25 protein-coding genes and 1 pseudogene are annotated in these 24,833 nt (G+C 60.4%); 16 read left to right on the top strand and 10 right to left on the bottom strand.

The genetic code is table 11. From position 1 onward, the window contains the following. The first annotated feature begins 59 nt into the window (after nt 1–59). From glmU to ACZCWR_RS01170, 3 genes are all read left to right on the top strand, one after another. Nucleotides 60–1,421 (top strand): bifunctional UDP-N-acetylglucosamine diphosphorylase/glucosamine-1-phosphate N-acetyltransferase GlmU, encoded by a 1,362-nt coding sequence (gene glmU / locus ACZCWR_RS01180; protein WP_487301929.1) that lies wholly within the window; start codon nt 60–62, stop codon nt 1,419–1,421. A 35-nt stretch (nt 1,422–1,456) separates the two neighbouring features. Continuing rightward, nucleotides 1,457–3,274 (top strand): glutamine--fructose-6-phosphate transaminase (isomerizing), encoded by a 1,818-nt coding sequence (gene glmS / locus ACZCWR_RS01175; RefSeq protein WP_487301928.1) that lies wholly within the window; start codon nt 1,457–1,459, stop codon nt 3,272–3,274. 249 nt (nt 3,275–3,523) lie between these two features. Beyond that, a complete protein-coding gene (locus ACZCWR_RS01170; RefSeq protein WP_487301927.1) occupies nt 3,524–5,395 on the top strand; it encodes a GmrSD restriction endonuclease domain-containing protein in 1,872 nt (623 codons plus the stop codon). 54 nt (nt 5,396–5,449) lie between these two features. Here the strand turns inward: ACZCWR_RS01170 and ACZCWR_RS01165 are convergent, their stop codons facing one another. Beyond that, nucleotides 5,450–6,619: a phytanoyl-CoA dioxygenase family protein gene (locus tag ACZCWR_RS01165; protein WP_487301926.1), complete on the bottom strand. Its 1,170-nt coding sequence runs from the start codon at nt 6,617–6,619 to the stop codon at nt 5,450–5,452. Nucleotides 6,620–6,721: 102 nt separating this feature from the next. On the opposite strand from ACZCWR_RS01165, the gene ACZCWR_RS01160 reads away from it, so the two are divergent. Then, nucleotides 6,722–7,762 carry a LacI family DNA-binding transcriptional regulator gene (locus ACZCWR_RS01160; RefSeq protein ID WP_487301925.1) on the top strand — a complete coding sequence of 347 codons (1,041 nt, stop codon included), beginning with the start codon at nt 6,722–6,724 and terminating at the stop codon, nt 7,760–7,762. A 9-nt stretch (nt 7,763–7,771) separates the two neighbouring features. Here the strand turns inward: ACZCWR_RS01160 and ACZCWR_RS01155 are convergent, their stop codons facing one another. Then, nucleotides 7,772–8,737, bottom strand: a complete 966-nt coding sequence (locus tag ACZCWR_RS01155) for a GlxA family transcriptional regulator (protein WP_487303204.1) — start codon at nt 8,735–8,737, stop codon at nt 7,772–7,774. Nucleotides 8,738–8,853: 116 nt separating this feature from the next. Here ACZCWR_RS01155 and ACZCWR_RS01150 point away from each other — a divergent pair, with 116 nt between their 5' ends. Then, a complete protein-coding gene (locus ACZCWR_RS01150) occupies nt 8,854–9,147 on the top strand; it encodes a hypothetical protein (protein ID WP_487301924.1) in 294 nt (97 codons plus the stop codon). A gap of 260 nt (nt 9,148–9,407) precedes the next feature. Further along, on the top strand, nt 9,408–9,638 hold the full coding sequence (locus ACZCWR_RS01145; protein ID WP_487301923.1) for a hypothetical protein: 231 nt from the start codon (nt 9,408–9,410) through the stop codon (nt 9,636–9,638). A 2-nt stretch (nt 9,639–9,640) separates the two neighbouring features. Here ACZCWR_RS01145 and ACZCWR_RS01140 read toward each other — a convergent pair whose 3' ends face one another. Both ACZCWR_RS01140 and ACZCWR_RS01135 read right to left on the bottom strand, forming a co-directional pair. Next, nucleotides 9,641–9,874 carry a hypothetical protein gene (locus ACZCWR_RS01140; protein WP_487301922.1) on the bottom strand — a complete coding sequence of 78 codons (234 nt, stop codon included), beginning with the start codon at nt 9,872–9,874 and terminating at the stop codon, nt 9,641–9,643. A 324-nt stretch (nt 9,875–10,198) separates the two neighbouring features. Then, complete coding sequence (locus ACZCWR_RS01135) at nt 10,199–10,903, bottom strand: FadR/GntR family transcriptional regulator (RefSeq protein WP_487301921.1); 705 nt, start codon at nt 10,901–10,903, stop codon at nt 10,199–10,201. Between the two features lie 340 nt (nt 10,904–11,243). Here ACZCWR_RS01135 and garL point away from each other — a divergent pair, with 340 nt between their 5' ends. The 5 genes and pseudogenes from garL (at nt 11,244) to ACZCWR_RS01110 (ending at nt 17,022) form a co-directional block, all read left to right on the top strand. Continuing rightward, a complete protein-coding gene (garL, locus tag ACZCWR_RS01130; protein ID WP_487301920.1) occupies nt 11,244–12,029 on the top strand; it encodes a 2-dehydro-3-deoxyglucarate aldolase in 786 nt (261 codons plus the stop codon). A 60-nt stretch (nt 12,030–12,089) separates the two neighbouring features. Next, nucleotides 12,090–13,001 (top strand): annotated as a pseudogene (locus ACZCWR_RS01125) (2-hydroxy-3-oxopropionate reductase); the annotation flags it as partial. Between the two features lie 272 nt (nt 13,002–13,273). Then, nucleotides 13,274–14,362 carry a lactonase family protein gene (locus ACZCWR_RS01120; protein WP_487301919.1) on the top strand — a complete coding sequence of 363 codons (1,089 nt, stop codon included), beginning with the start codon at nt 13,274–13,276 and terminating at the stop codon, nt 14,360–14,362. A gap of 24 nt (nt 14,363–14,386) precedes the next feature. Next, nucleotides 14,387–15,721 (top strand): glucarate dehydratase, encoded by a 1,335-nt coding sequence (gene gudD / locus ACZCWR_RS01115; RefSeq protein WP_487301918.1) that lies wholly within the window; start codon nt 14,387–14,389, stop codon nt 15,719–15,721. 170 nt (nt 15,722–15,891) lie between these two features. Next, a complete protein-coding gene (locus tag ACZCWR_RS01110) occupies nt 15,892–17,022 on the top strand; it encodes an IS481 family transposase (protein ID WP_487300626.1) in 1,131 nt (376 codons plus the stop codon). A 780-nt stretch (nt 17,023–17,802) separates the two neighbouring features. Here ACZCWR_RS01110 and ACZCWR_RS01105 read toward each other — a convergent pair. The 3 genes from ACZCWR_RS01105 to ACZCWR_RS01095 form a co-directional block, all read right to left on the bottom strand. Then, nucleotides 17,803–18,618, bottom strand: a complete 816-nt coding sequence (locus tag ACZCWR_RS01105; RefSeq protein ID WP_487301917.1) for a DUF72 domain-containing protein — start codon at nt 18,616–18,618, stop codon at nt 17,803–17,805. 31 nt (nt 18,619–18,649) lie between these two features. After that, entirely contained in the window at nt 18,650–18,916 is a 267-nt protein-coding gene (locus ACZCWR_RS01100; protein ID WP_487301916.1) for a cupin domain-containing protein, read from the bottom strand. Between the two features lie 128 nt (nt 18,917–19,044). After that, the gene (locus ACZCWR_RS01095; RefSeq protein WP_487301915.1) at nt 19,045–19,335 is read right to left on the bottom strand and encodes a hypothetical protein; all 291 of its coding nucleotides are present in this window, start codon (nt 19,333–19,335) and stop codon (nt 19,045–19,047) included. Nucleotides 19,336–19,637: 302 nt separating this feature from the next. Here ACZCWR_RS01095 and arsC point away from each other — a divergent pair, with 302 nt between their 5' ends. The 4 genes from arsC to ACZCWR_RS01075 all read left to right on the top strand — a co-directional run bounded on the left by arsC (nt 19,638) and on the right by ACZCWR_RS01075 (nt 22,162). Then, entirely contained in the window at nt 19,638–20,057 is a 420-nt protein-coding gene (arsC, locus tag ACZCWR_RS01090; protein ID WP_487301914.1) for an arsenate reductase (glutaredoxin), read from the top strand. Nucleotides 20,058–20,177: 120 nt separating this feature from the next. Continuing rightward, nucleotides 20,178–20,450 (top strand): hypothetical protein, encoded by a 273-nt coding sequence (locus tag ACZCWR_RS01085; RefSeq protein ID WP_487301913.1) that lies wholly within the window; start codon nt 20,178–20,180, stop codon nt 20,448–20,450. Between the two features lie 91 nt (nt 20,451–20,541). Beyond that, the gene (locus ACZCWR_RS01080; RefSeq protein WP_487301912.1) at nt 20,542–21,708 is read left to right on the top strand and encodes a GGDEF domain-containing protein; all 1,167 of its coding nucleotides are present in this window, start codon (nt 20,542–20,544) and stop codon (nt 21,706–21,708) included. A 79-nt stretch (nt 21,709–21,787) separates the two neighbouring features. Then, nucleotides 21,788–22,162 carry a RidA family protein gene (locus ACZCWR_RS01075; RefSeq protein WP_487303203.1) on the top strand — a complete coding sequence of 125 codons (375 nt, stop codon included), beginning with the start codon at nt 21,788–21,790 and terminating at the stop codon, nt 22,160–22,162. Between the two features lie 9 nt (nt 22,163–22,171). On the opposite strand, the gene ACZCWR_RS01070 is transcribed toward ACZCWR_RS01075, so the two are convergent. Continuing rightward, nucleotides 22,172–22,768, bottom strand: coding sequence for an alpha-ketoglutarate-dependent dioxygenase AlkB family protein (locus ACZCWR_RS01070; RefSeq protein ID WP_487301911.1), 597 nt, complete (start codon nt 22,766–22,768; stop codon nt 22,172–22,174). Between the two features lie 173 nt (nt 22,769–22,941). On the opposite strand from ACZCWR_RS01070, the gene ACZCWR_RS01065 reads away from it, so the two are divergent. Further along, nucleotides 22,942–23,337: a response regulator gene (locus tag ACZCWR_RS01065; RefSeq protein ID WP_487301910.1), complete on the top strand. Its 396-nt coding sequence runs from the start codon at nt 22,942–22,944 to the stop codon at nt 23,335–23,337. Nucleotides 23,338–23,349: 12 nt separating this feature from the next. Here the strand turns inward: ACZCWR_RS01065 and ACZCWR_RS01060 are convergent, their stop codons facing one another. Together ACZCWR_RS01060 and ACZCWR_RS01055 are read right to left on the bottom strand one after the other, a co-directional pair. Next, nucleotides 23,350–24,159, bottom strand: coding sequence for an endonuclease/exonuclease/phosphatase family protein (locus ACZCWR_RS01060; protein ID WP_487301909.1), 810 nt, complete (start codon nt 24,157–24,159; stop codon nt 23,350–23,352). A 66-nt stretch (nt 24,160–24,225) separates the two neighbouring features. Next, nucleotides 24,226–24,759 carry a hypothetical protein gene (locus ACZCWR_RS01055; protein ID WP_487301908.1) on the bottom strand — a complete coding sequence of 178 codons (534 nt, stop codon included), beginning with the start codon at nt 24,757–24,759 and terminating at the stop codon, nt 24,226–24,228. Between the last annotated feature and the right edge of the window lie 74 nt (nt 24,760–24,833).

Genomic DNA, 24,833 nt, shown 5'->3' with positions numbered 1-24,833 from the left:
GACACGCTATATTCGCGTGCTACCATGCCCAGTATTCCTAAAACGAGCTTCTTCCGAGAATGAACATCGTCATCCTGGCTGCGGGCATGGGCAAGCGCATGCGCTCCGCTCTGCCCAAAGTGCTTCATCCGCTGGCGGGCCGTCCGCTGCTTTCCCATGTCATCGATACCGCGCGCACGCTCAAGCCGACGCGTCTGGTCGTGGTCGTCGGCCACGGCGCAGACACGGTTCGCGAAACCGTCGGCGCGCCGGACGTGCAGTTCGCGCTGCAGGACAAGCAACTCGGGACCGGCCACGCCGTTCAACAGGCGATTCCGCTGCTCGATCCGTCCGTGCCCACGCTCGTGCTTTACGGCGATGTACCGCTCACGCGCGCCAGCACGCTCACCCGTTTGATGGATGCGGCGGGCGCCGATCGCTACGGCGTGCTGACCGTCACCGTCGATAACCCGACCGGCTACGGTCGCATCGTGCGCGATGCGAACGGCCGCGTGCGCAAGATCGTCGAGCAAAAAGATGCATCGCCGGACGAACTGGAGATCGCGGAGATCAACACCGGCATCGTCGTGACGCCGACGCGTCAGCTTGAAGCGTGGCTCGCGTCGCTGAAGAACGACAACGCGCAGGGCGAGTTCTATCTCACCGATGTCGTCGAACGCGCGATCGAAGCCGGCGTCGATGTGGTGACCGCGCAGCCGGACGCCGAATGGGAAACGCTCGGCGTGAACAGCAAGGTGCAGCTTGCGGAACTGGAGCGCGTACATCAACGCAATGTGGCGTACGAACTGCTCGATGCGGGCGTGACGCTGGCCGATCCCGCGCGCATCGACGTGCGCGGCACGCTCGCGTGTGGCGCGGATGTGTTCATCGACGTGAATTGCGTGTTCGAAGGCAACGTGACGATTGCGGATAACGTGCGCATCGGCCCGAACTGCGTGATCCGCGATGCGACCATCGGCGCGGGAACGAAGGTCGATGCCTACACGCATATCGAAGGCGCGACGACCGGCGCGAACGTGGTGCTCGGGCCGTACGCGCGGCTGCGTCCGGGCGCGGCGCTCGGCGACGAATCGCATGTCGGCAACTTCGTCGAAGTGAAGAACGCGGTGATCGGCCACGGTTCGAAGGCGAACCATTTGACCTATATCGGCGACTCGGATATCGGCGCGCGCACGAATGTCGGCGCGGGCACCATCACGTGTAATTACGATGGCGCGAACAAGCATCGCACCGTCATTGGCGATGACGTGTTCATCGGCTCGGATACGCAACTTGTGGCGCCGGTGCGCATTGGCAACGGTGTGTCGATCGCGGCGGGCACGACCGTGTGGAAGGACGTGGCGGACGGCGAACTCGTGCTCAACGAGAAGCGTCAGATCAGCCGCACGGATTACGTGCGTCCGACGAAGAAAAAACGCTGAAAGCAGCGGAATCAAACATCAAAGGGTGAAGGCTCATGTGCGGAATTGTTGGCGCGGTCGCGCAACGTAACATCGTCCCGGTGCTGGTCGAAGGACTGCGCCGCCTCGAATATCGCGGATACGACTCGTGCGGCGTGGCCGTGTTGAGCAATGGCGAGCCGCGTCGCGCGCGCAGCGTGGCGCGCGTGGCCGATCTCGACGAGCAAGTGCGCGAAACCGGTCTCACCGGCATGACGGGCATTGCGCACACGCGCTGGGCGACGCACGGCGCGCCGGTGACGAACAACGCGCACCCGATTTTCTCGCGCGATACCGTGGCGCTCGTGCATAACGGGATCATCGAGAATTACGAGTCGCTGCGCGAGATGTTGCGCGGCAAGGGTTATGAGTTCGTGTCGCAGACGGATACGGAAGTCATCGCGCATTTGATCCACAGCATGTATCGCGGCGACCTGTTCCAGACCGTGCGCGATGCCGTGAAGCAACTGCATGGCGCATATGCCATCGCCGTGATTCACAAGGATCAGCCGCATACGGTGGTCGGCGCGCGGCAGGGTTCGCCGCTGGTCGTCGGTGTGGGCGAAGGCGAGAACTTTTTGGCTTCGGATGCGCTCGCGCTCGCGGGCAGCACGGATCGCTTCGCGTTTCTGGAAGAGGGCGATGTCGTCGAGATCGGTCTGGATGGCGTGAAGATTGTCGATCGTGAAGGTTTGGTCGCGCAGCGTGAAGTGCGTGTGGTGGCGTCTTACGGCGGCGCGGTCGAGCTTGGGCCGTATCGCCACTTCATGCAGAAGGAAATCTTCGAGCAGCCGCGCGCGATTACCGACACGATTCCGCAAGCCGATGGCTTCGACGCGAGCCTTTTTGGCGCAGATGCGGAAGGCGTGTTCAAAGGCATCGACAGTATTTTGATTTTGGCTTGCGGCACGAGTTATTACTCGGGGCTGACGGCGAAGTACTGGCTCGAATCCATCGCGAAGATTCCGACGCAGGTGGAAATCGCGAGTGAATACCGGTATCGCGAGTCGGTGCCGAATCCGAAGGCGCTGGTCGTGGTGATCTCGCAGTCGGGCGAAACCGCGGATACGCTCGCGGCGTTGAAGCATGCGCAATCGCTTGGGCATCAGCACACGCTTGCGGTGTGCAACGTCGGCACGAGCGCGATGGTGCGCCTGACCGAGTTCGCGTTTTTGACGCACGCGGGGCGGGAGATCGGCGTGGCATCGACCAAGGCGTTCACGACGCAGCTCGTCGCGCTGTTCGTGCTGGCGGCAACGCTCGGCAAGATGCGCGGGTTCGTGGATGCATCGCAGGAAGCGGCTTATCTCGTGCAATTGCGGCATTTGCCGGCGGCGCTCAATAGCGTGCTGGCGCTGGAGCCGCAGATCATCGCGTGGTCGGAGGAGTTTGCGCGCAAGGAAAATGCGTTGTTCCTCGGGCGCGGGCTGCATTATCCGATTGCATTGGAAGGCGCCCTGAAGCTGAAGGAGATTTCGTATATTCACGCGGAGGCGTATCCGGCGGGTGAGCTGAAGCACGGTCCGCTCGCGCTGGTTACGGAGGCGATGCCGGTTGTTACTGTCGCGCCGAATGACACGCTGCTGGAGAAGCTGAAGTCGAATATGCAGGAAGTGCGCGCGCGGGGCGGCGAGCTTTATGTGTTCGCGGATGCGGATACGCGCATTGTCAGTGAGGATGGTATCCACGTGATTCGGATGCCGGAGCATTACGGGGCGTTGTCGCCGATTTTGCATGTGGTGCCGTTGCAGATGTTGGCGTATCACACGGCTTGCGCGAGAGGGACGGATGTGGATAAGCCGCGGAATTTGGCTAAGTCGGTTACGGTGGAGTGAGAAACAAGGTTCCGCTTAGGGCATATATGAAAACAAGCCTTAGGCGGAACTGTCGGAGCCGCGCCGTCCTCCTGTTTTCTTTTCGCGATAACGGAAACATACCCGCGAACATCCCCCAAGACGTCAAACAAAGTCTCCATGTCTTTTGCGACATGCCTACTGACACGTGTCGTCCACACAAGACAGCTTTCCTTCGAAACTATATTTACCGCTATGGCCAGGTCCTCGTTTCAAACTAATCCAATCCCTTTGCGCGATCTGCTTGACGAATGCGAAAAGGGCGTTCTTCAGTTGCCCGACTTTCAGCGCAGTTGGGTATGGGACGAAGACCGCATCAAAAGCCTGATTGCGTCCATTTCGCGCGCATTTCCTGTTGGCGCACTGATGACGCTGGAAACCGGAGGCAATGTGGAATTCAAACCTCGGCCAGTTGAGGGTGCACCTGACTCTGCCCGTTCGGCTGTACCACGTTCGCTTCTACTTGATGGTCAACAGCGAATGACGTCGCTCTACCAAGTAACGCTGCGTGGAAAAGTCGTGGAGACCGTTACTCCGAAAAACAAGAAGGTTAAACGCTGGTTTTATATCGACATAAACAAAGCGATGGACCCGTCGTGTGACCGGGAGGATGCCATTGTTGGCGTGCCGGAAGACCGCGTTGTGCGTACCGATTTTGGGCGCTCCGAAGTTCTCGACCTGACGACCCCGGAACGTGAGTATGAAACGCTGATGTTTCCTGTCTCACAAGTATTCGATTGGGATACATGGCAGGACGGATTTCAGGAGTATTGGCGTGGAGATGAACACGCAGATACGAGGAAGTTATTCAAAGCATTCAAGCAAGCAATTCTCGAGAACTTTAAAGACTATCGCGTCCCCGTTATCGCGCTGGACAGGTCCACGCCCAAAGAAGCGGTCTGCGTCGTGTTCGAAAAGGTCAATACCGGTGGCAAGCCGCTTGACGCGTTCGAACTTGTTACGGCGATGTACGCTGCCGAGGGACATGAACTTCGAAAAGATTGGTTCGGTAGCGAAAAAGTAAAGGGTCGGCAGAGTCGCTTCGTAGAAACGCTGCGTCCTGCAGATGCTGCTTCGGGCATCATCGCAAACGTGACCAATACGGACTTCTTGCAAGCAATCTCACTCTTCTACACTCGGGAAAAGCGCCAGGAGGCGGAGCAAGCCAATAAAACCGGAAAGGAGTTGCCGTCCGTTAGCGGGAATCGTCAGGCGCTCTTGAACCTTCCTTTGGCTGCCTATAAGAAGTATGAGGCGCAAGTCGAAACTGGGTTTATCCATGCAGCCAAGTTTCTTCATATGCTGCACATATACCGCGTGTTCGATTTACCCTACCAGTCACAAATCGTTCCGCTTGCGGCGATTTTGGCTGACATTGGAACAGCGTGGGAGCACGACACTGTTCGAGCAAAATTGGTCCAGTGGTATTGGAACGGTGTCTTCGGCGAGCTGTACGGCTCTGCGGTCGACTCGCGTTTTGCGCGGGACTTCATGGAAGTGCCTGCCTGGTTGAACGGTGGACCGGAACCGACGACGATCAGCGAAACCATCTTCCGTGCGGACCGGCTAAAGACCATGCGAATGCGCCTGTCGGCTGCATACAAGGGCGTGAACGCGCTGCTCATGAGAGACGGCGCACGTGATTTCCGTTCCGGGCAGACATTCGACCATATCGTGTTCTTTGGTGAGAACGTCGACATCCACCATATCTTTCCTCAGGACTGGTGCAAGACAAACGGCATCAAGCCTGCCATTTACGATTCGATCATCAACAAGACGCCGTTGTCGTATCGAACGAACAGGATCATCGGTGGCGTGGCGCCGTCCGAATATCTCGCAAAGCTCGAAGGCGGTAATACGACAAGCCCGCCGATCGACCGCGTACGACTGGACAAGCATCTCGAGTCGCACTTCATCAATCCGCAGTTGCTTCGAAGCGATTCGTTCGAAGCGTTCATGTCAGACAGGCAAAAGCAGTTGTTGGCTTTGATCGAAGATGCCATGGGCAAGCGCGCGTACACCGGGGACAATCGTGAGGAGGGTGAAGATTACGAACCGGACGAAGCAACGTTGGAAGCCGATTTGACGATGAATATCGCTTAGTGCTGACACGATTGGCCTTCATAAAAATCCGCGCTGAGCGCGGATTTTTTTCGTCTACGCAGTAAGCCGCCGCCAAGCATTCTCCTCCAACCGATCCCACAACCCTTTAACCGTCCACTCCTCCTCCAACGCCTTCCACATCACCGCTTGCTGACTCGCCGGCGCAAGCCCGCCAATCGGCGGATCGCGATCCAGATTCGTCGGGAACGCATACCCTTCGGCGCACGACGCGATCACCGCATCGATTTCATCGGCGCTCAATCGGCCCGAGGTTCGATAGTCCATCAGCGCCGGAAACACCGCCTTGCACATGGCCGTGCGATCCACCGTCTCCATCGCTCGCCCATACGCCGACGACACTTGCAGCAGATTCGCCATGCGCTGCACATCGCGCGTGCGATTCGCGCCCGCCGCATGAAAAAGCGCAGGGTTGAAAAACAACGCATCACCTTTGGACAACGGCAACTGCACGCAATGCGCTTCGAAATACGCGCGAAAGTCAGCGCGTCGCCAGGCGAGATAGCCCGGCGCATAACGTTGTGAGAACGGCAGCAACTTCGTCGGACCGCTTTCGACCGGCATTTCACCGTGAGCCACCGCGCCCTGAAGCGTCAAAAGCGGCGACATCGTATGCACATGCGCCGGATAGCGCTGCGCCTCATCGACCGTCTGAAAACCCAGGTGATAGTCACGATGCGCCTGCTGCGCCTCGCCACCGGGCCGCACGACATTGACCTGCGATGTCATCTGATACCCCGGCCCCAGCCACGCCTGCGCCGCACACGCGATGAACGTATTCGCGAAGTAACGCGCAAACACGGACGGCGCTTGCAAACACAGCTTTTCCTGCGCGTTCCAGATGCGATCGTTCGCGCCCGCCTTGGCAAAGTGGTCGTCACCTTGCCCGCCCGCCTCACGCTCACGCCGCACGATGTCTTCGAAAATCGCGGTCGCTTCGTCGATGCACGCCGTATCCGCGTACGCGCGTTTGAGCACGAGCACGCCCGCGCCATCGCTCAGCACATCGGCCCATTCGGCTTGCAGCGCTTGTCGGCGCGATGAATCGGCGAGCGTCGCGCGCAGTTCGGCGCAGTCGTAGATCGGAATGTCGAGCTGGACATCCGTGGCGAAGGTCAACGCCGGGCCGCCTTTGGATTCCACGAGCGCGATGAAGTCATCGACCGAACACTCGTTTTCGCGGAACCAGTTTCGCCTGTCGCTCATGTCTCGCTCCCGTCGTTGTTTGCATGAAGGATAGACGCATCGAGCGCGAGCGGCCTATCATCGATCCATCAAAAAACCATCAAGACGACGAGGGAAAACACGGTGGCGCATCGCTTTCTCATCAAGGAAATCGCGCTTCAGGCGGGGCTTGGCGTGGCGACCGTGGACCGCGTTTTGAACGACCGCGCGCACGTGCGCGAAGGCACACGCCGACGCGTCGAACAAGCCATCGAGGAACTTGAGAAACAGGAACTTCAACTGGCGCGCGCGGGCCGCAAGCTGATCGTCGATGTGCTTGTGGAAGCGCCCGCACGCTTCGCCCGCGAGATTCAGGACGCGCTCGAAGCCGAACTGCCCGGCCTTCATCCCGCCGTGTTCCGGCCGCGTTTCCTGATGCGCGAAACCATGACGACGAACGATGTGCTGGACACGCTGCACGCCATCGCCAAACGCGGCAGTCACGGCGTGTTGCTCAAGGCGCGCGACGTACCCGAAATCGCGCGCGCGGTGGACGAACTCCAGCGCCAGCACATTCCCGTCGTCACGATCTTCACGGATCTGCCGCTATCCGCGCGCATCGCGTACACGGGGCCGGACAATCGCGCGGCGGGCGCGACGGCGGCGTATCTCATCGGGCAATGGCTGGGCGAACGCACGGGCACGGTGCTTATCACATTGAGCGACGAACGCTTCCGTGGCGAGGAAGAACGCGAGGCCGGTTTTCGGCGCGCGTTGCGGGCACGTCATCCGAACCTCGTATTGGTCGATGCAAGCGGCGGCCACGGACTGGACGCCGACACCGCGGAAAAAGTGCGCGCGGCGTTGTCGAAAGCCGATCGCATCGACGCCGTGTATTCAATGGGCGGCGGCAATCCCGCCATCCTCCGCGCACTCGATGCCGCCGGTCACGCGCCCGTTTGCTTCATCGGTCACGATCTGGATCGCGACAATGTTGGATTGCTGCGGCAAGGCAGGATTCAGGCGGTGTTGCATCACGATCTGCGGCAGGATTTGCGCGCCGCGTGCCGGCACGTCATGCACTTCCACAAGCTCTTGCCGGCATCGGCGATATCGGATTCGTCGTCGATCGTCGTGGTCACGCCGGAGAACATTCCGCGCGATGTGCGCATCGACCACGCATAGGCCATGCGGTCAGCGCAGATCGGCGCGCAGGTCGCGCACGCCGCGTCCCAGCCGCTCGCGTAGAAGCGTGCGCAGCGTCGCGCCATCGAGATAGCCGACTTCGGCCGCGATGGCGTCGATATCCAGACCGCTGCCATGCAGCAGCGATTGCGCGCGCTCGACGCGCAAATCCTGAAAGTACGACAGCGGCGATTTGCCGAGCACGGCTTCGCAGCGTCGTTGCAGCGTGCGCGTGCTGGTGGCGAGCGCACTGGCGGCATCTTTCAGCGAAAAGCCTTCCTTCAGATTCTCCCGCGCCCATCGCTCGAAGCGCGAAACGAGCGGATCGGCCTGCGCCAGATGATTCGGGATGATGTACGGCGCCTGCGACGTCCGAATATCGGCGAGCAAATAGCGCGAAACGAGCGCGGAGAGTTCCGGGCTGGACTGGCGAATCAGCCAGAGCGCGAGATCGAGATGGCCCATGGCCGCGCCGGTCGTGACCATCTGCCCGGACGAAACCAGCATGCGCGATTCATCCAGCGAGACCAATGGATAACGCTGCCGAAAAAACGGCGCGAGCGACCAGGTTGTCGTGGCTTCCAACCCATCGAGCAGGCCAGCTTCCGCCAGCAAAAACGTGCCGATGCACGACGCCGCGATCCGCACGCCCTCGTCATGCCACTTTCGCAGATGCGCCTGCGCCTCGACGACATCGCGCCGCTGGAGCGCGGGCAACAAAGCATCCGGCGTGGTCGCCCGCAGCGCCGGGACGATCACCCAATCCGGCGCGAGCGTGGATGAAATCGCGCTCACCGGCACGGAAAGCCCGTGCGCCGTTTTGACCTTGCGCCGCACGCCGACCACGGTCACATCGAAACGGCAGGCGCCGCCGAGCAACTTGGCGGACAGCCCGTTGGCCGTGGCAAGTGCATCCAGCGTGACGGTAAGTCCCGTATCGAACAGACCTTCCAGAGCAAGAACGGCAATTCGCATGATGGCGTGAATGACCATAAAGTTGTCATTTGCGACTATACAGAATTCACCGCGCCATCGCTACGATCTGTACTCGCAGCACATCGAACGAACCCCTGACTCTGGAGATTCACATCATGAAAGTAATGGCGATCGGCACCATCCTCAAACCGCTCAGCGATGAACAACGCGCGCAAGTCATGCCGAAGGAAGTGCCTCACACCCTCAAGCTCTATCTCGATGGCCTGATCGAGCAATTCTGGTATCGGCAGGACAAGCCGGGCGTGGTGTTTCTGATGAACGTGGATTCCGTCGAGAAAGCGCGCGAGACGATCGGCGCGTTGCCGCTCGTCGAAGGCGGTTTCGCGAGCTATGAATTCCTGCAACTCGGCCCGCTCGCGCCGCTCGGCCGGCTGCTTTCGGCAGCGTGATTTCCCAAGCCTTGAATTGACGGGAACATCGCCCGTTGTCCGGCGCTTTGCGTTTGATTTGAAGCGCTAAGATCGTTTCTGTCTCCTCTTGCTCTTCCTTCCAAGGGGTCGAGCGACCTTCGCGTCGCGCGGGTTTAATCCGCGCGACGCTTTTCTTTAAGAGGCGCGAAGTTAAATAACCGGCGACAAAATGTAAATTTTTCGCGCGATATTTTGAAACGGCTAAGCTGGGTCGTCCCACTTCACGTGAGGCTCTGCCAATGATTTTCTATCACCACGGAGCCGCGATTCAGCCCTCCGTCACGCGCAACGGCAATACGTTCATCGCGCGCGCGTCGATTCTCGAAGAGGACGGCGAGGCAACCTCCCTCGGCAATCTGGGCATCTTCGCGAACAAGGACGGCGCTTATCGTTTCGCCGTGCGTTGCGCGACGGCGTTTGTCGATGGCGAAAAGATGCCGCTTCCGCCATTCGCGGTCATCACGCGATAACGCTACGACGCTTCATCGCGGACAAAGAGCATCGAGATATAGACGATGGTCGATACGGCGATCATGCCGACGCCGACGAACAGCTTTGTCCGATCGAATTCCAGCCCGCCATCGATGGCAATGCCGATTCCCAGCACCGACCCGAACGTGCCGATCACAGCCAACACGACATGCGCGCGGCTGAAGAACAGACGCCGCCGCTTGCGGCCCGCTTCGCTGAATGGTCCTCGTTGCATCGCGCCTCCGTTCGGGGGTGTCTGTAAGCAGCAATATCACAAATGCTGTGGACAACTCTGTTGGAAGCGCGACTGGTTTGTTGTTGGCGGTTTCTGGACAACTTGCGGCTTCTTCATTCTTTAAGAAAGTTGTTCCAGGCTCAGGCGGTAAACCGTCTGACCATACCGAAGTTATTGAATCGGTAAACCTTTGAGCGAGAACGCAAGCTCGGTGTTATCCACTGAAAAGTGGCGTGCTTGTTAACTACTACCACGTATACATACGATCTCTTTTGTTTACTCAGAGACGCATGCAGCGCTGCTCAAAACCGAAGCGCTTGCAGCTCAAGCCATAGCCGTCGAATGAACCTGCTTCAACCGCTCGCGGCTATTGCTCAAATGCATGCGCATGGCGGCGCGCGCATCGTCGGGATCTTGGCGAACGATCGCCTGATAGATCGCCTTGTGTTCGGCCAGCACGTGACGCAACCGCTCGATCTGATCCAGTTCCGCGATTTCCGCACGACCCAGCCGCGTGCGCGGACTCACCGCGCGTCCCATCTGACTCAGCACGTCGTGGAAGTAGCGGTTGCCGCTCGCGCGCGCGATCTGCAAATGAAATTCGACATCGTGTTCGAGCACGTCCATGCTGCCGTTGGCAACCTGCGCTTCGAAACGGCCGAGCGCCGCCGCGATGTGTTTGAGATGCTGATCCGTGCGGCGCATCGCGGCGAGCGCGGCGGCCGCGCCTTCCAGATCGATCCGAAACTCGATGATCGCCATGATGTCCAGCAGGTTCGACAGATCGGCGTCGGGCAGACGCACTGCGTCACGATCGCCCGGCGCGAGAATGAACGTGCCGATGCCATGCCGCGTCTCCACGACATTCGCTGCCTGCAAGCGTGAAACCGCCTCGCGCACGACGGAGCGGCTGACGGAAAGCTGCTTCATCAGCGCGGCTTCGGTGGGAATCTTGTCGCCAGGGCGAAGCGTTCCGCGCTCGATTTCTTCGAATAGGGTGGCGACTACTTTGTCGGTCAGGCTGGGCATACGCGTTTGTCGGCTGGTTTTTGTGTTGTCGGACATCGAGAGAAGGGTTTTTGGCCTATCAAAAGGGCGCGACACGTTGATGTCCGACGATGCATCATGGAATTTGGAGTTGTTTTCGTCAATTCGGCCTCAACCTCATGTTGACGCACGAATGTGATAAGTCATCGTATTTGTTTAAACCAATCGAGATAAAAGAAGGATCTTATATGACGGGGAGTTAAGGGTTTACTAGGTTGTATGCTGGCATCTTGCCACGGTACGATGTGTTAAGACGTCAGATAACTAAAGTTATCGACCATTCGTTTTCTCATAGATCGCCGTCGAGACAGGAGACACCGCCATGCCGTCATCCGTTCCGTATCAGCCGTTGCCCAATGGGTTCAGGGCCGCGTTGCGCGCGCGTGAGCCGCAGATCGGCTGCTGGTCGTCGCTGGCCAGTCCGATCGTCACGGAGTTGCTGGGCATCGTTGGCTTCGACTGGATGCTGCTCGACGCCGAGCACGCGCCCAACGACTCCATCACGCTGATGCCGCAACTTTTGTCGCTCAAGGACAGCATCAGCGCGCCCGTGGTGCGGCCGCCGGCGAACGACAGCGTGGTCATCAAGCGCCTGCTCGATGGCGGTTTCGTGAACTTCCTGATCCCTTTTGTCGATAACGCCGAACAGGCCGCGCGCGCGGTCGCGTCCACGCGCTATCCGCCGCAGGGCATTCGCGGCGTGTCGGTCGGGCATCGGGGGAATCGCTTCGGCACGGTGGCGAATTACTTCGAGATCGCGAACGACAATATCTGCGTCGCGGTGCAGATCGAAAGTCGCGCGGCGGTCGAGAACATCGACGAGATCGCGGCGGTCGAAGGCGTGGATGCGCTGTTCGTCGGACCGTCCGATCTCGCGGCGAACTACGGGCATCTCGGCGACGCGAATCATCCCGATGTGCAGGCAGCGATTGCCCGCGTGTTCGAGCGCGCGCACGCGGCGGGCAAGTCGAGCGGCATTCTCGCGCCGGTTCAGGCGGAAGCCGAGCGCTATATCGGCATGGGCGCGACCATGGTTGCCGTGTGCGCCGACATCGGCATGTTGCGCAACACCGCGCAGGCCGTGAAGAAACATTTCATCCAGCGTTAAGGCCGCGACGTCGGGCTTTCATCGCAGCCCGCGCGGCTTTTCGCTGAACCCGAACATAAACTCAAGGAGCGATTCATGGCGACAAAGGCAGGTTTCATCGGGCTGGGCATCATGGGGCTTCCCATGGCGGCCAATCTCGTCAAGAACGGCGTCGAACTGGCCGCGTTCACGCGCAGCGGCGTGGCCGCGGAACTGACGCAGGCGGGCGCGACGGCGTGTGATAGCCCGGCGGACGTGGCTTCGAAGGCGGACATCATCTTTTTGATGGTGCCGGACACGCCCGACGTCGAACGCGTGCTGTTCGGCGAAAAGGGCGTGGCGCAATCGCTGCGCGCGGGGCAGATCGTGGTCGACATGAGCTCGATCTCGCCGATCGCCACGCGCGAATTCGCCGCGAAGGTGCGCGAAAAAGGCGCGGATTATCTGGATGCGCCCGTGTCCGGCGGCGAAGTCGGCGCGAAGGCCGCATCGCTCACGATCATGGTCGGCGGCGCGCAGGCCACCTTCGACAAGGTGAAGCCGCTGTTCGACATGATGGGCAAGAACATCTCGCTGATCGGCGAAGTCGGCGCGGGACAGGTCTGCAAGGTAGCAAATCAGGTGATCGTCGCGGCGACCATCGAGGCGGTCGGCGAGGCGTTGCTGCTCGCGTCGAAGGCGGGCGTCGATGCCGAGAAAGTACGCACCGCGCTGATGGGCGGCTTCGCGTCGTCGCGCATTCTGGAAGTGCACGGCGAGCGCATGACGAAGCGCACGTTCAATCCGGGCTTTCGGATCGAACTGCATCAGAAGGATTTGAATCTGGCGCTGGCGACGGCGCAATCGCTTGGCGTCGCGTTGCCGAATACGGCGACCTGCATGCAGTTGTTCAATTCGTGTGCGGCGCATGGCGGGAAGGCGTGGGATCACTCGGGGATGGTGCGCGCGCTGGAAATCATGGCGAATCATGAGATCGGGCAAGGGACGAAGTAATTTGTAGACGCCGTTTCGAGGGCAAGAAAGCCGGCGTGAGCCGGCTTTCTTTTTGAGGGTTGTCTGACCTCTTTGATTTTTCAGCCTGAACAGGTTGTCGGTTTGCTGAGAATGCTCAGAAGCCCGGTCCGACAAGCGTTTGAGCAGTCAAGGGTAAACGCGCGTTGGTTCGTTCGAGTAGCCAATTTAGAATGTCATCGGACAACTAGCGGTGACTTGTTCGCCCTCTGCGCCGCGTTTTAGAACCGTCATCCGACAACCAAGGTCGATCCATGCACGACATCGCCAAGAACCCGGTTTATTCGATCTTCGTCTCCAACGCGGCGGACGGAGAAATCGGCATCCTTCGGTTCGATGCCGCCACCGGCACGCTCGAACCCGAAGCTTCAATCGAAGCCGATCACAACGTCATGCCGCTCGCGTTCTCACCCGACCGCACGACGCTGTACGCCGCGACGCGTGGCGATCAACCGACTATCGTCACGTATTCGGTCGATGCGTCGAGCGGCCGCCTCACGCGCCTGAACGTCGCGCCGATCGAATCGAACCTCGCGTATTTGTCGGTGGATGGCAGCGGGCGCTATTTGCTTGGCGCGTCGTACAGCGAGCATCGCGCGAGTCTTTACGATGCCGCGCGTATCGCCGAGGGTCACGGCGACGCGTTGCAGTTCGTCAATGGCATCGAGCACGCGCACGCCGCGATCGGCTCGCGCGACGGACGCTTCGTGTATGTCTCGTCGCTTGGCGGCGGCACCGTTCACTGCTTCGAACTTCGCGACGGCGTGCTGCATGCGCTCGATGTCGTGGTGGTCGAGCCGACCTTCGGCGCACGGCATCTGCGCTTGTCGCCGGATGAACGCACGCTCTACGTGGTGAGCGAATTCCGCGCGAGCATCGCCGCCTTCACGCGCGATCCACACACCGGCAAGCTCGGCGCATTTCAAGTCTCCGAACCCGCCGATGCACTCGCGCACCTCAAACCGGGCCGCGCCCGCCCGAGCTTCACGAGCAGCGAGCAGATCGACCCGCAGGAAATCGCCACGCTCGTCTGGGCCGCCGATATTCAGGTCACGCCGGATGGCCGCTTCGTCTATGTCTCGGATCGCACGTCGAGCCGATTGATCGTCTATCGCGTGCAGGACGATGGCGCGTTGCGCTACGCGAGCTTCATCGACACCGAAACCCAGCCGCGCGGAATCAGGATCGATCCGCAGGGGCGCTTTCTCATCGCGTGCGGCGAGAAGTCCACGCACGTTTCCGCTTATGCCATCGACGCCGACAGCGGCGCGCTCACCCTCGTCTCGCGTTGCGAAGGCGGGCGAGGCGCGAACTGGGTCGAGATCGTCGCGCGCGCGGCCTGATTCTTTAATTCTCCGGATAACCTCATGTCAAAGAACGACACCCCCAAAGTCACTGAATTGCGCGTCGTGCCCGTGGCTGGCCGCGACAGCATGTTGCTCAACCTGTCCGGCGCGCACGGTCCGTTTTTCACGCGCAATATCGTGATCCTCAAGGACAGCGCGGGCAACACGGGCGTGGGCGAAGTGCCGGGCGGCGAGGCCATCCGCAAGACCATCGACGATGCGCGCGCGTTCGTCGTCGGGCAATCCATCGGCAATTTTCAGGCGATTTTGAACACGGTGCGCAAGGCGTTTGCCGATCGCGATGCAGGCGGGCGCGGCCTTCAGACCTTCGATCTGCGCACGACCATTCACGCGGTGACCGCGCTCGAAGCGGCGTTGCTCGATCTGCTCGGCAAGCATCTCGATGTGCCGGTCGCGGCGTTGCTCGGCGAAGGTCAGCAACGTGATGAAGTCGAGATGCTTGGCTATCTGTTCTATGTCGGCGACCGGAAGAAAACCGATCTCGCGTATGCGTCCGGTGCGGATGGCAAGGACGATTGGGAGCGTTTGCGAACCGAGGAAGCGTTGACGCCGGAAGCGGTCGTTCGTCTCGCTGAAGCGGCGCAGGCGCGTTATGGCTTCAACGATTTCAAGCTCAAGGGCGGCGTGCTTTCCGGCGATGCCGAGATGGAAGCGGCCACCGCGCTGGCCGAACGCTTTCCAGAGGCACGCGTGACGCTCGATCCGAATGGTGCGTGGTCGCTTGCCGAGGCTATTCGGCTTTGCCGCGACAAGCATGATGTGTTGGCTTATGCCGAGGATCCTTGCGGCGCGGAAGGCGGCTATTCGGGCCGTGAAGTGATGGCCGAGTTTCGCCGTGCGACTGGGTTGCCTACTGCGACCAACATGATCGCGACTGACTGGCGGCAGATGGGCCATGCGATCCAACTTCAGTCAGTGGATATTCCGCTTGCCGATCCGCATTTCTGGACGATGCAGGGGTCGGTGCGCGTAGCGCAAATGTGCCATGAGTGGGGGCTTACCTGGGGCTCGCATTCCAATAACCACTTCGATATTTCGTTGGCGATGTTCACGCATGTGGCTGCGGCCGCGCCGGGGAAGATTACGGCGATTGATACTCACTGGATTTGGCAGGATGGGCAGAGGCTGACTGTCGAACCTTTGCAGATTGTGGGGGGGAAGGTTCGCGTGCCGCAGGCTCCGGGGCTGGGGGTTCAGCTTGATATGGATGCGGTTGAGAAGGCGCATGCGGTTTATCTCGAGCATGGGCTTGGGGCGCGGGATGATGGCGTTGCTATGCAGTTTCTTGTGTCTGGGTGGGAGTTTGATAATAAGAGGCCTTGTATGGTTCGCTAAGGTTGTTGTTGTCGGGCAAGGGGCTGCTGCTGTTTGTGTCTTTATTGCAGTAGCCGCCTCCCCGGCGGGGGGGTAACTTTCTTTGCAGCAGTGTATAGACGGGAGACATCGCTGACAAACGTACGAGGACATGGTTGACACTTTCGGGTACTGAAACCCCGGTGCCGACCATGACTTGGAACATAAAAGACACGATGAGCCTGCGACAAGAATTCGTTCATTTGGCCACTCAACACACCCTCACGATGACGGAGTTGTGCGAGCGCTTCAACATCAGCCGGCAGACCGGCTACAAATGGCTCAAGCGGGGCGAACAGGCGCTGGCCGATCGCTCGCGCCGTCCCGCCAGCAGTCCTTCGAAGAGTTCTGAGGCTATCGAGCAGGAAGTGGTTCGACTGCGTCTGGCCCATCCGTGCTGGGGCGGACGCAAAATCAGCCGACGCCTTCAGGATCTGGGCTTTGAAGGGGTGCCGCACCCCAGCACCGTGACTTCGATCCTGCATCGGCACCAACTCATCCTGCCGGCCGAGTCGGCGCGGAGCGAGCCCTGGAAGCGCTTTGAGCACGCGCAGCCCAACGCGCTCTGGCAGATGGATTTCAAGGGACACTTCGAGACGCTGGACAAGCAGCGCTGCAGTCCGCTGACCGTGCTCGATGACCATTCGCGCTTCAATATCCTGCTGCGTGCCTGTGGCCCGACCGACACCGCAGCCGTGCAGGCGGGGCTGTGCGAGGCGTTCGCACGGTATGGCTTGCCTGCGCGCATCAACACCGACAATGGTGCGCCGTGGGGCTCGCCCAGCAGTCCGGGGCAACTCACCGAACTGGCGGTGTGGCTGATCCGGCTGGACATCGGCATCAGCTACAGCCGGCCCTATCACCCGCAGACCAATGGCAAGGAGGAACGGTTTCACCGCACCCTGAAGGCCGAAGTCCTGAACGGGCGATGCTATGAGAACCTGGAGCGCGTGCAGACGGTGTTTGAGCGCTGGCGCATCGTCTATAACTGCGAGCGGCCGCACGAGGCAATCGGCATGGCCACCCCCGAGAGCCGTTATCGGGCAAGCTCGCGCGCGTATCCCTCCGTCCTGCCGGAGATCGAGTACAGCCCGGACGACGTGGTGATGAAGGTCAGATCGGGTGGGCGCGTGGACTTCGAAGGACGACGCATCAAGCTATCCAACGCGCTTTATGGGCTGCCGGTTGCGGCTCGTGCAAAGCCGGGTGAAGACGGGGTATTTGACGTCTGGTTTGCCCATCATCGGATCATGACACTTGACCTGAGGAGCGAAAAAGCCTGACCATAAAACTGTCAACGATGTCCTCGTACATCTGTCAACCATGTCTCCGGTCTATACACTGCTGCAAAGAAAGTCACCAAAGAAAGCAGCTTTTTAACCCATGCTCGATGGCTGGAGAGGGTTGGTCTGGATTAACGATACAGTGGCCGCAATAGGATGTCCCTCGGTTGGTTACGCGTATGGGCAACCTCGCGATTTCGCGCTCTAATATGCATGGCTTAGTGGACCGCATTCATTCTTTCGGCCATGCGCTGCGCGCGCCGAGAGCTTTAGAACGGAATCCCGCAGCGTATCAGCGCCCAGTCACATCACACCGCATCGCACCTCTCCCATTGGGCCCTACCTTGGTAAGTGCTTCCGGGCAAAGCGCGCACACTAACGCAAGTCGCCTTTTAGTCGGAGCACTAACCAAGGTAGGGCCGAATAGCAATCTTGCGGAGAAGCTTGATGTGGCAGGACGCTTATACGCTGCGGGATTCCGTTCTTACGTTCTCGGCGCGCGCAGCGCATGGCCGAAGGAGGGAATGCGGGCCACTAAGAATCAAGGATTCGAGTGCGTAATCGCGAGGTTGCCCATACGCTTAACCAACCGAGGGACATCCTATTGCGGCCACTGTATCGCTTAATCCAGACCAACACTTTCCAGCCAGCGAGCATGGGTTAAAAAGCTGCTTTCTTTGGTGACTTTCTTTGCAGCAGCAAAGAAAGTTACCCCCCCGCCGGGGAGGCGGCTACTGCAATAAAGACACAAACAACAGCAGCCCCTTGCACGAAAAAACCCTAACCATCAGAAACCCGAGAAAGAATCCCCAAAGCAGCCGCAGGATTCCTAACCTTAGCCCCACTGATAACATACAAAAACACATCCCTTGAAGCGGCCTTAGGCGCGCCCGCCGAACTCACAACCGGCAAACCAGAAGCCACCCCACCAGAAGCCCATTCCCGCGCCCGCGAAGCCCACAAATCCAACGCAGCCTTCCCATAGCCATTCTTCTGCTTATCACTCGTCCCCATGATCCGCGCATAAACAAACGGCGCAGTCAGATCCGCGATCTGCGGATACTTAGAATCCCCCGCCACAACAACCGCCACGCGATACTTCCTGACCAACTTAATAAACGCAGGATCACAAAAACTCTCATGCCGAACTTCGACCACATGCCGAATGGCATGCCCCTCGACCTTCGCCGGCAAGAGCTTGAGAAACTCACCGAAATCCGCTTCATCGAACTTTTTGGTCGCCGCAAACTGCCAGTTGATCGGCCCAAGCTTAGAACCTAACTCAAGCACGCCACTGGCAAAAAAACGCTCGATAGTTTCCCCCGCCTCGGCAAGCACGCGCCGATTCGTCGCATACCGCGGTGCCTTGAGCGAGAACACGAAATCATCCGGCGTCTCATCGCGCCACTTGGCGAACGTCGCAGGCTTCTGCGATCCATAAAACGTGCCATTGACCTCGATGCTCGTCAGCGCGCGACTCGCGAATTCCAACTCACGCTTCTGCGGCAAATCGGCGGGATAAAACACCCCACGCCAAGGCTCGAAAGTCCACCCTCCGATACCCACACGTATCCGTGCCGCTTTCTTCGTGCCCATCAGGCAATCTCCATCGATACGTTAAGCAAGCTCACTTGCGCCCGACCAGATAAGTCACGCCCGATGGTCCATAAACCTCTCTATGCTCAACTTCCCGGGCAAGATGGAAGATATCGCCCACGCGATACATGCGCGCATCCGCACCGCAGTGAATGGTGAGATCGCCATCGAGAATGAGGGCTTTCGCTTCGAAGGGATGCGTATGGACATCGAGCGAACCGTTTGGCTCGCGCGTGACAATGACTGCTTCGTTGAAGCCTTCCTGAGCAAGAAGGGCAGTGAATTCTTCGCGTTGCATGGCGGTCGTGGAAAAGGGAAAAGAATCGCGTCCGGCTCGATACCGGACGCGCCCGAATCGCGCACCTATGCTAACGCAGCGGCCGAAGCCGCGTATGGTCGTACTAAGTATTACGGCCTTGGCGTAACTTATTGCCCAAAGAAAATACTGCAGTTCGGACCACGCTCACACGGCTTGGACGCCGCGCTATCGCTCATGCCCGAAGCACTGCGCGACATCATCGACGTGCCGCCGTACGACGGATCGCCGGATTGCGTCGAAGGATTGGCGTTTTGATCCATCTGCGCTTGCGTGTAGGTATCGGCACTCGCCTGACCCGGCACTTGCGCGGTGCGGTAATACATCTGCTGCGCGGAAGCCATTCCGGCAGCGGCAAACAAAGTAGCGCCAAGCGCCATCGAAACCAGACGTGTCTTCATGTTCGACTCCTTATAGATCGGGGAAATCTTCAAGCCCGCACGGTTGTTTTCGTGCTTCGCAGTTCGATGATTCGCGCTCTGCCGCGCACAAAACATGCCACTCGGCACAAGCAGAATGCCGCACTGCACACTGCAGTTATAGGCGGCGATTCGACGAAAGAACAGCCTGTTTGCATGGTCGCAAATCTTCCGGTCGAGAGCGTGACGTCCACATGACAGGCGCGTCAGACTGGCCGCTTTGCATACGGACGAGCGCGCGCCCTAAAATGCGCAATGAGGCTCTCATGAAAAGGAACATGTCCATGACCGTCACCATCTATCACAACCCGAAATGCGGCACGTCGCGCAATACGCTCGGGCTGATTCGCAATGCGGGCATCGAACCGGTGGTCGTCGAATATCTGACGCATCCGCCTGCGCGTGATGCTCTGAAGTCGTTGATCGCGCGCGCGGGACTTTCCGTGCGCGATGCCATCCGCGAAAAAGGCACGCCGTTCGCGGAACTCGGCCTCGACGATCCCATGCTCTCCGACGAGCAACTCATCGACGCCATGCTGGAGCATCCGATTCTCATCAACCGACCCTTCGTCGATACACCGAACGGCGCGCGCCTGTGCCGGCCATCGGAACTCGTGATCGATCTTCTGCCGCCGCAACAAGGCCCGTTTTCGAAGGAAGACGGTGAAGTCGTGATCGATGCGCAAGGCAAGCGCGTGCGTTGATTCGCCATACCCGACCGTTACCTGACGTTACCTTTCTGGCAGGCTCGTAGCACATGTGTCTTCAGTCGCTTTTTATCCTGCTTCTCACACGCAACGCGTCGAGTGCAAGGAGAAAGCAAAATGAAGAAGATTGTCCATGCGATCATCGGGGTGGCGGGACTGGCGGCGCTGGCTGTGTCGCAAACGGCGTCGGCGCATGTCGATGTGGCAGTCGGCGTCGGCGTGCCGGCCTACTATGCGCCGGTGCAGCCCGTCTACACGCAATACGGTTACGACCGCTACCGCGACGAACGCTGGCGCGAGCACGAATGGCGTCGGCATGAATGGCGCGAGCGCCGCTGGCATCATGAGATGCGTCGTGAGGAGCGCTGGCGCGAGTATCACGGTTATTAAAGGCGACGGCACGGCGTCAAGTTTCAACGCGAGACGCCGTTAAAACAGTGGCGATATCCGCACGAGCCCGTCCGATTCCATTTTCTTTGCGATGTTCAGTCCAGTCAGCATCATCGTTGTCACCGCGCTGTCGAGCATCCTCTCGATCTTCGTGCTGATCTCGCTGCGCCCGCACGGCATCGACGGCGTGCAGCGCTGGATCTGGGCGAACTTGCTGGCGATCGTCTCGCTCGTGTTGTTCTCGATGCAGAACGTCGCGCCCTTGTGGCTGGGCGTCGTCGTCGCGAATCAAACGCTGGCGGCTACCGCATTGCTCGTCTTCGAAGGATGCAACGAGTTCTTCGGCGTGCGCGAGCGGCCGGCGCAACGGGCGATCGGCTGGATCATGTGGCTCGGTGTGATGCTGGGCATCGTGTATTACGCGTATTTAGTGCCGAACGTGCATCAGCGTGTGGTGATCGTGTCGGTGTTTCATGCGGCCTGCGATCTGGCGATTGCGGGGCGCGTGTTCATCTCGCGTCCGCCGGAACGCCCGCGCTACAACTATATTTTCGTGGCGGGCGCGGCGACGATCGGCGCGCTCGGCAATCTCGTGCGCGGTTCGATTTACGCGGTTGCGCCGCCGCCGCAAACCGCGCTTTTGCAGCCCGGCGTGATGCAGATCACGTTTCTCGCGCTTGGCATTCTTGTGCTGCCGACGCTTTCAATCGGTCTGGTGATGATGGCGCACGACCGGCTCGCGCAACGTCTGGAGCATCTCGCGCGCTTCGACGATCTGACGGGCGCGTTGTCGCGCAAGGCGTTGTTGCAGGCAGCAGCGGCGCGGCTGGATGCTCGAAAAACGCGCGGCGAATTCGTCGCGGTGGTGGACATCGACCACTTCAAGAGCGTGAACGACCGCTACGGACACGCCGCGGGCGATGATGTGCTGCGTCACTTCGTGTCCATCGTGACGGCGCGCATCCGCCATGGCGATGTGTTCGGGCGTATCGGTGGCGAGGAGTTCTGTCTGTTTTGCAGCGGCGAGCGCGTGAGCGAAGTCATCGCGCTGGTCGAGCATTTGCGCAGGACGGTCGAATCGACGGCCTGCAGCGTGCCGGGCGGCGCGTTGCATTACACCTTCAGCGCGGGCATCGCTCAATGGGACGGCCGCGAAACGCTGGCCTCGCTGATGGCGCGCGCCGATGCCGGTCTCTATCAGGCAAAAATGGCCGGACGCAACCGCGTGATGGTGACCGAGGAAAACGCGTTCGCGTGAGTTTCGAAGCGTGAATTTTGGCGCGCTAAGGTGCCGGTTCTGACAAGGAGACGCTGTGACGCATCAACCCAAATTTTCGATGATCGATGCCGCGCCCACGCCGGTCGGCCCGTTTTCCCACGCAGCGGAAGCCGACGGCTGGGTGTTCCTTACCGGCCAGATGCCGACCGATCCCAAGGACGATGCCGCGCCGTTGCCAGAAGGCGTCGCCGCGCAAACGCGCCGCGTGATGGGCAACCTGGTTCTCGTGCTCAACGGGCTTGGGCTGACGCTCGACAACGTGGTGAGCGTGCGCATCTTCCTGACCGAATTCAAGCGCGATTACGAAGCGATGAACGCGGTCTACAGCTCGTACTTTCTGCCGAAGCCTTTGCCCGCGCGGACGTGCATCGGCGTGACGGGACTGGCGCGCGATGCGCTCGTGGAGATCGATTTCGTGGCGAAACGGCCTTGAAGCTGCGCGTTATTTGCGCTTCGATGCATCGACATGACGGAACGTGAGGTTGATGCGCTCGCCGCGCGCGCCCGGCTCCTTCGGCACGCGATGAATCCATTCGAGTTGCGTGCGTCCGCGCATCACGAGCAGGCTGCCGTGCGTGAGCGACAGGCGATGCGTCGCGTGCGTGCGCGCGTGGCGGAACTCGAAGGCGCGCGTCGCGCCCAGACTCACGGATGCGATCACAGGCTCGGAACCCAGTTCGCGCTCTTTGTCGGCGTGCCAACCCATGCTGTCGTGACCGTCGCGGTAGCGGTTGAGCAGCACACTGTTGAAACGCGCGCCCGCTGCAAGTTGAGCGGCATCGCGTAGTTGCGCGACGGCGGGCGTCCACGGCTGCGGAATGTTGCGGATGCCCGAATAGACGTACACCGCATCCGGCTCGCCCTGCCAGGCGGTCAGGCGCGGCAGCGGCTTGCGGCCGCCGGGCGTCGTCATGGTGTCCTGCTGCCAGCCGACTTCGGCGATCAGCGCGGCCATCAGGTCGGAACCGGCGTCGGCGTCGATCCAGTCCGGCAGCCACACGATGTCGGGTTTGGGAATGTCGTCGAATAAATCGAACATGGCGGAATACGCGATGCGGAAGTTTTCACCTTAGCAGACGTGGCGCGCGACGCGTTGCGGCCTCATTTTCCGGTGCGCGGAGGCCGTGTGCTACAGTCGCCGCGTCTATCTCAAAACTGCGCGCAGCAAGGCTTCAGGGCTTCGTGGCGCGCCTGCCGATCACAGGGACACGCATGAACACCACCGCCGAAGCGAACGGCGGCGCGGCCGCCCAACGCCGCATCTTGCTCGTCGACGACAGCGAGGACGCGGCGTTCGCCATGTCGATGCTGCTCGAAGCGCTGGGCCACGAAGTGCGCACGGAGCACGACGGGCCGCGCGCGCTTGCATCGATCGATGAATTCCGGCCGGATGTCGTGGTGCTGGATATCGGTCTGCCTGGCATGGACGGCTTCGAGGTCGCGCGCGAAATGCGCAGGCACGAGGCGACGCGTCACGCGTTGCTGCTCGCCATGACCGGCTATGGCAGCGATGCCGACCGTCGTCAGGCACTCGATGCCGGATTCGACCGGCATCTGACCAAGCCGGTTTCCATCGACGAACTGGAAGCGGCGATCAATATGCGTTAAGTAAGGCGGCGTTCAGGCTTCGACGCGCAACCGCGCCATGTACGGCAGATGATCCGAAAGCCACGCCGTATCCTGCGTCGGCACGAGCCATTCGACCGGCCGCAGTCCGCGCACGAACATCTTGTCGAGCGCCAGCGCAGGAGAAAACGCCGGAAACGTGCGTCCCGATGCGCCGAGCATGGTCGCCACTTCCTTCATCCCGAGTTCGCCGAAAAGCGGCACGGAATCATTGCGCCAGTCGTTGAAATCGCCCGCGAGAACGAGCGGGCCGTCGGGTGCTTCCTTGTCGATCCAGTGCGCGATCCAGTTCATCTGCCGCAGCCGCGCCGAACGTGTGAGCGCGAGATGCGCGCATAAAAGCGTGATGGCCTGACCGGCAAAAGTCGCGCGCGCCACCAACAACCCGCGTTTCTCGAAACGATGCGCGGAAATATCCCAGCGTCCGGAAAGATCGAGCGGATGCGGCGACAGAATGGCATTGCCGTGCCGCCACGACGGCTTGAACACGTTCGGCCCGAGGGCAATCTGCAATTCGAGCGAGGTGGCGATTTCCGTGGCCTGGCAATGCCAGACATCGTCGAGCGGCGTGTTGAGCGGCTTGCCGAAACCGCTGGCCAGAATGGGCTGCGGCATGCGGCGCGCCATGGCTTCCTGGAGGAAGTAGACGTCCGCGTTGGTGGTCTGGACCCAGCGCTGCATCGCGTTCCATGCGCGCAGTCCGAGCGGCGAGCGGCCCTTGTGAAGATTCCAGCTCACCGCCGTGAAATCAGGCGTGTGCGTGTGAGCGGAGTGGGCCGGCGGAAGATGTTCTGGGTTTCGCATGCGTTCGTTGTCGTTGGACTTCGCTTGCCTCAAACGAGTGTAGATCACCGCGCCTCTCATCGCCCGTTATTGAGCGGGCGGCGCGAGGCTCGCTCGTACCTTGTACGCCAGCGATGGATTCTTGTCGACGATCTGCCATTGCGACCATTCGCCCGGCTTGAGCACCAATCCCGGATGCGACGCGTTCACCTGACGCGGCGCGGGCGGCACCTTGCAGCCCGAAGGCAGCGTGCGCGTGGAGTCGTCCTGAAGCGTTTCCTGTGCGTCGATGGCGAGCGTGATGTCATCCGCGCTCGCGTGAATGGGCGATACCGTCAGTGTGCGTTGCAGGTCGATGTCGCCCGCGGGCTGATCCGCGCATCCCACTCGATTTTGCGTGACGTTGTGATGCGTGTCCGTCTTGGCTTGCCCGACGCTCGTCGTGGCGGAAAACGAATCGATCTGCTGGCCGTCGCGCATGACCTGCAACTCCCAACTGACGGCCTGCGGCGGACTGCTTTGCGCGAGCGCGTGTTGCGCTTGCAGGGACATCGCGGCGGCGATAAAGGCGCACGCGTGAAGCGGATAACGTGAAAAGGCGGTGCGGATTCTCTTTTGCATTGAAAGCTTTCTCCGGCGCACGGTGGTTCAGTGCGCCACCTTACCAAATTGGGCTGCGTGATTGCATAGCTCGT

It is taken from the genome of Caballeronia sp. A2-2, from assembly GCF_057612605.2.
Note: the sequence above shows the minus strand (reverse complement) of the source record. Positions and strands in the feature narration are given on the sequence as shown.

What these genes read in the sequence shown, in the direction of transcription:
- ACZCWR_RS01110 (WP_487300626.1), top strand. Translation starts at nt 15,892, where the DNA reads ATGACTTGGAACATAAAAGACACGATGAGCCTGCGACAAGAATTCGTT.
- ACZCWR_RS01155 (WP_487303204.1), bottom strand. Translation starts at nt 8,737, where the DNA reads ATGCGAATTGCCGTTCTTGCTCTGGAAGGTCTGTTCGATACGGGACTT.
- ACZCWR_RS01140 (WP_487301922.1), bottom strand. Translation starts at nt 9,874, where the DNA reads ATGCAACGAGGACCATTCAGCGAAGCGGGCCGCAAGCGGCGGCGTCTG.
- ACZCWR_RS01105 (WP_487301917.1), bottom strand. Translation starts at nt 18,618, where the DNA reads ATGGGCACGAAGAAAGCGGCACGGATACGTGTGGGTATCGGAGGGTGG.
- ACZCWR_RS01095 (WP_487301915.1), bottom strand. Translation starts at nt 19,335, where the DNA reads ATGAAGACACGTCTGGTTTCGATGGCGCTTGGCGCTACTTTGTTTGCC.
- ACZCWR_RS01075 (WP_487303203.1), top strand. Translation starts at nt 21,788, where the DNA reads ATGATCGATGCCGCGCCCACGCCGGTCGGCCCGTTTTCCCACGCAGCG.
- ACZCWR_RS01120 (WP_487301919.1), top strand. Translation starts at nt 13,274, where the DNA reads ATGCACGACATCGCCAAGAACCCGGTTTATTCGATCTTCGTCTCCAAC.
- ACZCWR_RS01165 (WP_487301926.1), bottom strand. Translation starts at nt 6,619, where the DNA reads ATGAGCGACAGGCGAAACTGGTTCCGCGAAAACGAGTGTTCGGTCGAT.
- gudD (WP_487301918.1), top strand. Translation starts at nt 14,387, where the DNA reads ATGTCAAAGAACGACACCCCCAAAGTCACTGAATTGCGCGTCGTGCCC.
- ACZCWR_RS01100 (WP_487301916.1), bottom strand. Translation starts at nt 18,916, where the DNA reads ATGCAACGCGAAGAATTCACTGCCCTTCTTGCTCAGGAAGGCTTCAAC.
- ACZCWR_RS01070 (WP_487301911.1), bottom strand. Translation starts at nt 22,768, where the DNA reads ATGTTCGATTTATTCGACGACATTCCCAAACCCGACATCGTGTGGCTG.
- glmU (WP_487301929.1), top strand. Translation starts at nt 60, where the DNA reads ATGAACATCGTCATCCTGGCTGCGGGCATGGGCAAGCGCATGCGCTCC.
- ACZCWR_RS01145 (WP_487301923.1), top strand. Translation starts at nt 9,408, where the DNA reads ATGATTTTCTATCACCACGGAGCCGCGATTCAGCCCTCCGTCACGCGC.
- ACZCWR_RS01055 (WP_487301908.1), bottom strand. Translation starts at nt 24,759, where the DNA reads ATGCAAAAGAGAATCCGCACCGCCTTTTCACGTTATCCGCTTCACGCG.
- ACZCWR_RS01065 (WP_487301910.1), top strand. Translation starts at nt 22,942, where the DNA reads ATGAACACCACCGCCGAAGCGAACGGCGGCGCGGCCGCCCAACGCCGC.
- ACZCWR_RS01135 (WP_487301921.1), bottom strand. Translation starts at nt 10,903, where the DNA reads ATGCCCAGCCTGACCGACAAAGTAGTCGCCACCCTATTCGAAGAAATC.
- ACZCWR_RS01080 (WP_487301912.1), top strand. Translation starts at nt 20,542, where the DNA reads ATGTTCAGTCCAGTCAGCATCATCGTTGTCACCGCGCTGTCGAGCATC.
- ACZCWR_RS01085 (WP_487301913.1), top strand. Translation starts at nt 20,178, where the DNA reads ATGAAGAAGATTGTCCATGCGATCATCGGGGTGGCGGGACTGGCGGCG.
- ACZCWR_RS01150 (WP_487301924.1), top strand. Translation starts at nt 8,854, where the DNA reads ATGAAAGTAATGGCGATCGGCACCATCCTCAAACCGCTCAGCGATGAA.
- arsC (WP_487301914.1), top strand. Translation starts at nt 19,638, where the DNA reads ATGACCGTCACCATCTATCACAACCCGAAATGCGGCACGTCGCGCAAT.
- glmS (WP_487301928.1), top strand. Translation starts at nt 1,457, where the DNA reads ATGTGCGGAATTGTTGGCGCGGTCGCGCAACGTAACATCGTCCCGGTG.
- garL (WP_487301920.1), top strand. Translation starts at nt 11,244, where the DNA reads ATGCCGTCATCCGTTCCGTATCAGCCGTTGCCCAATGGGTTCAGGGCC.
- ACZCWR_RS01060 (WP_487301909.1), bottom strand. Translation starts at nt 24,159, where the DNA reads ATGCGAAACCCAGAACATCTTCCGCCGGCCCACTCCGCTCACACGCAC.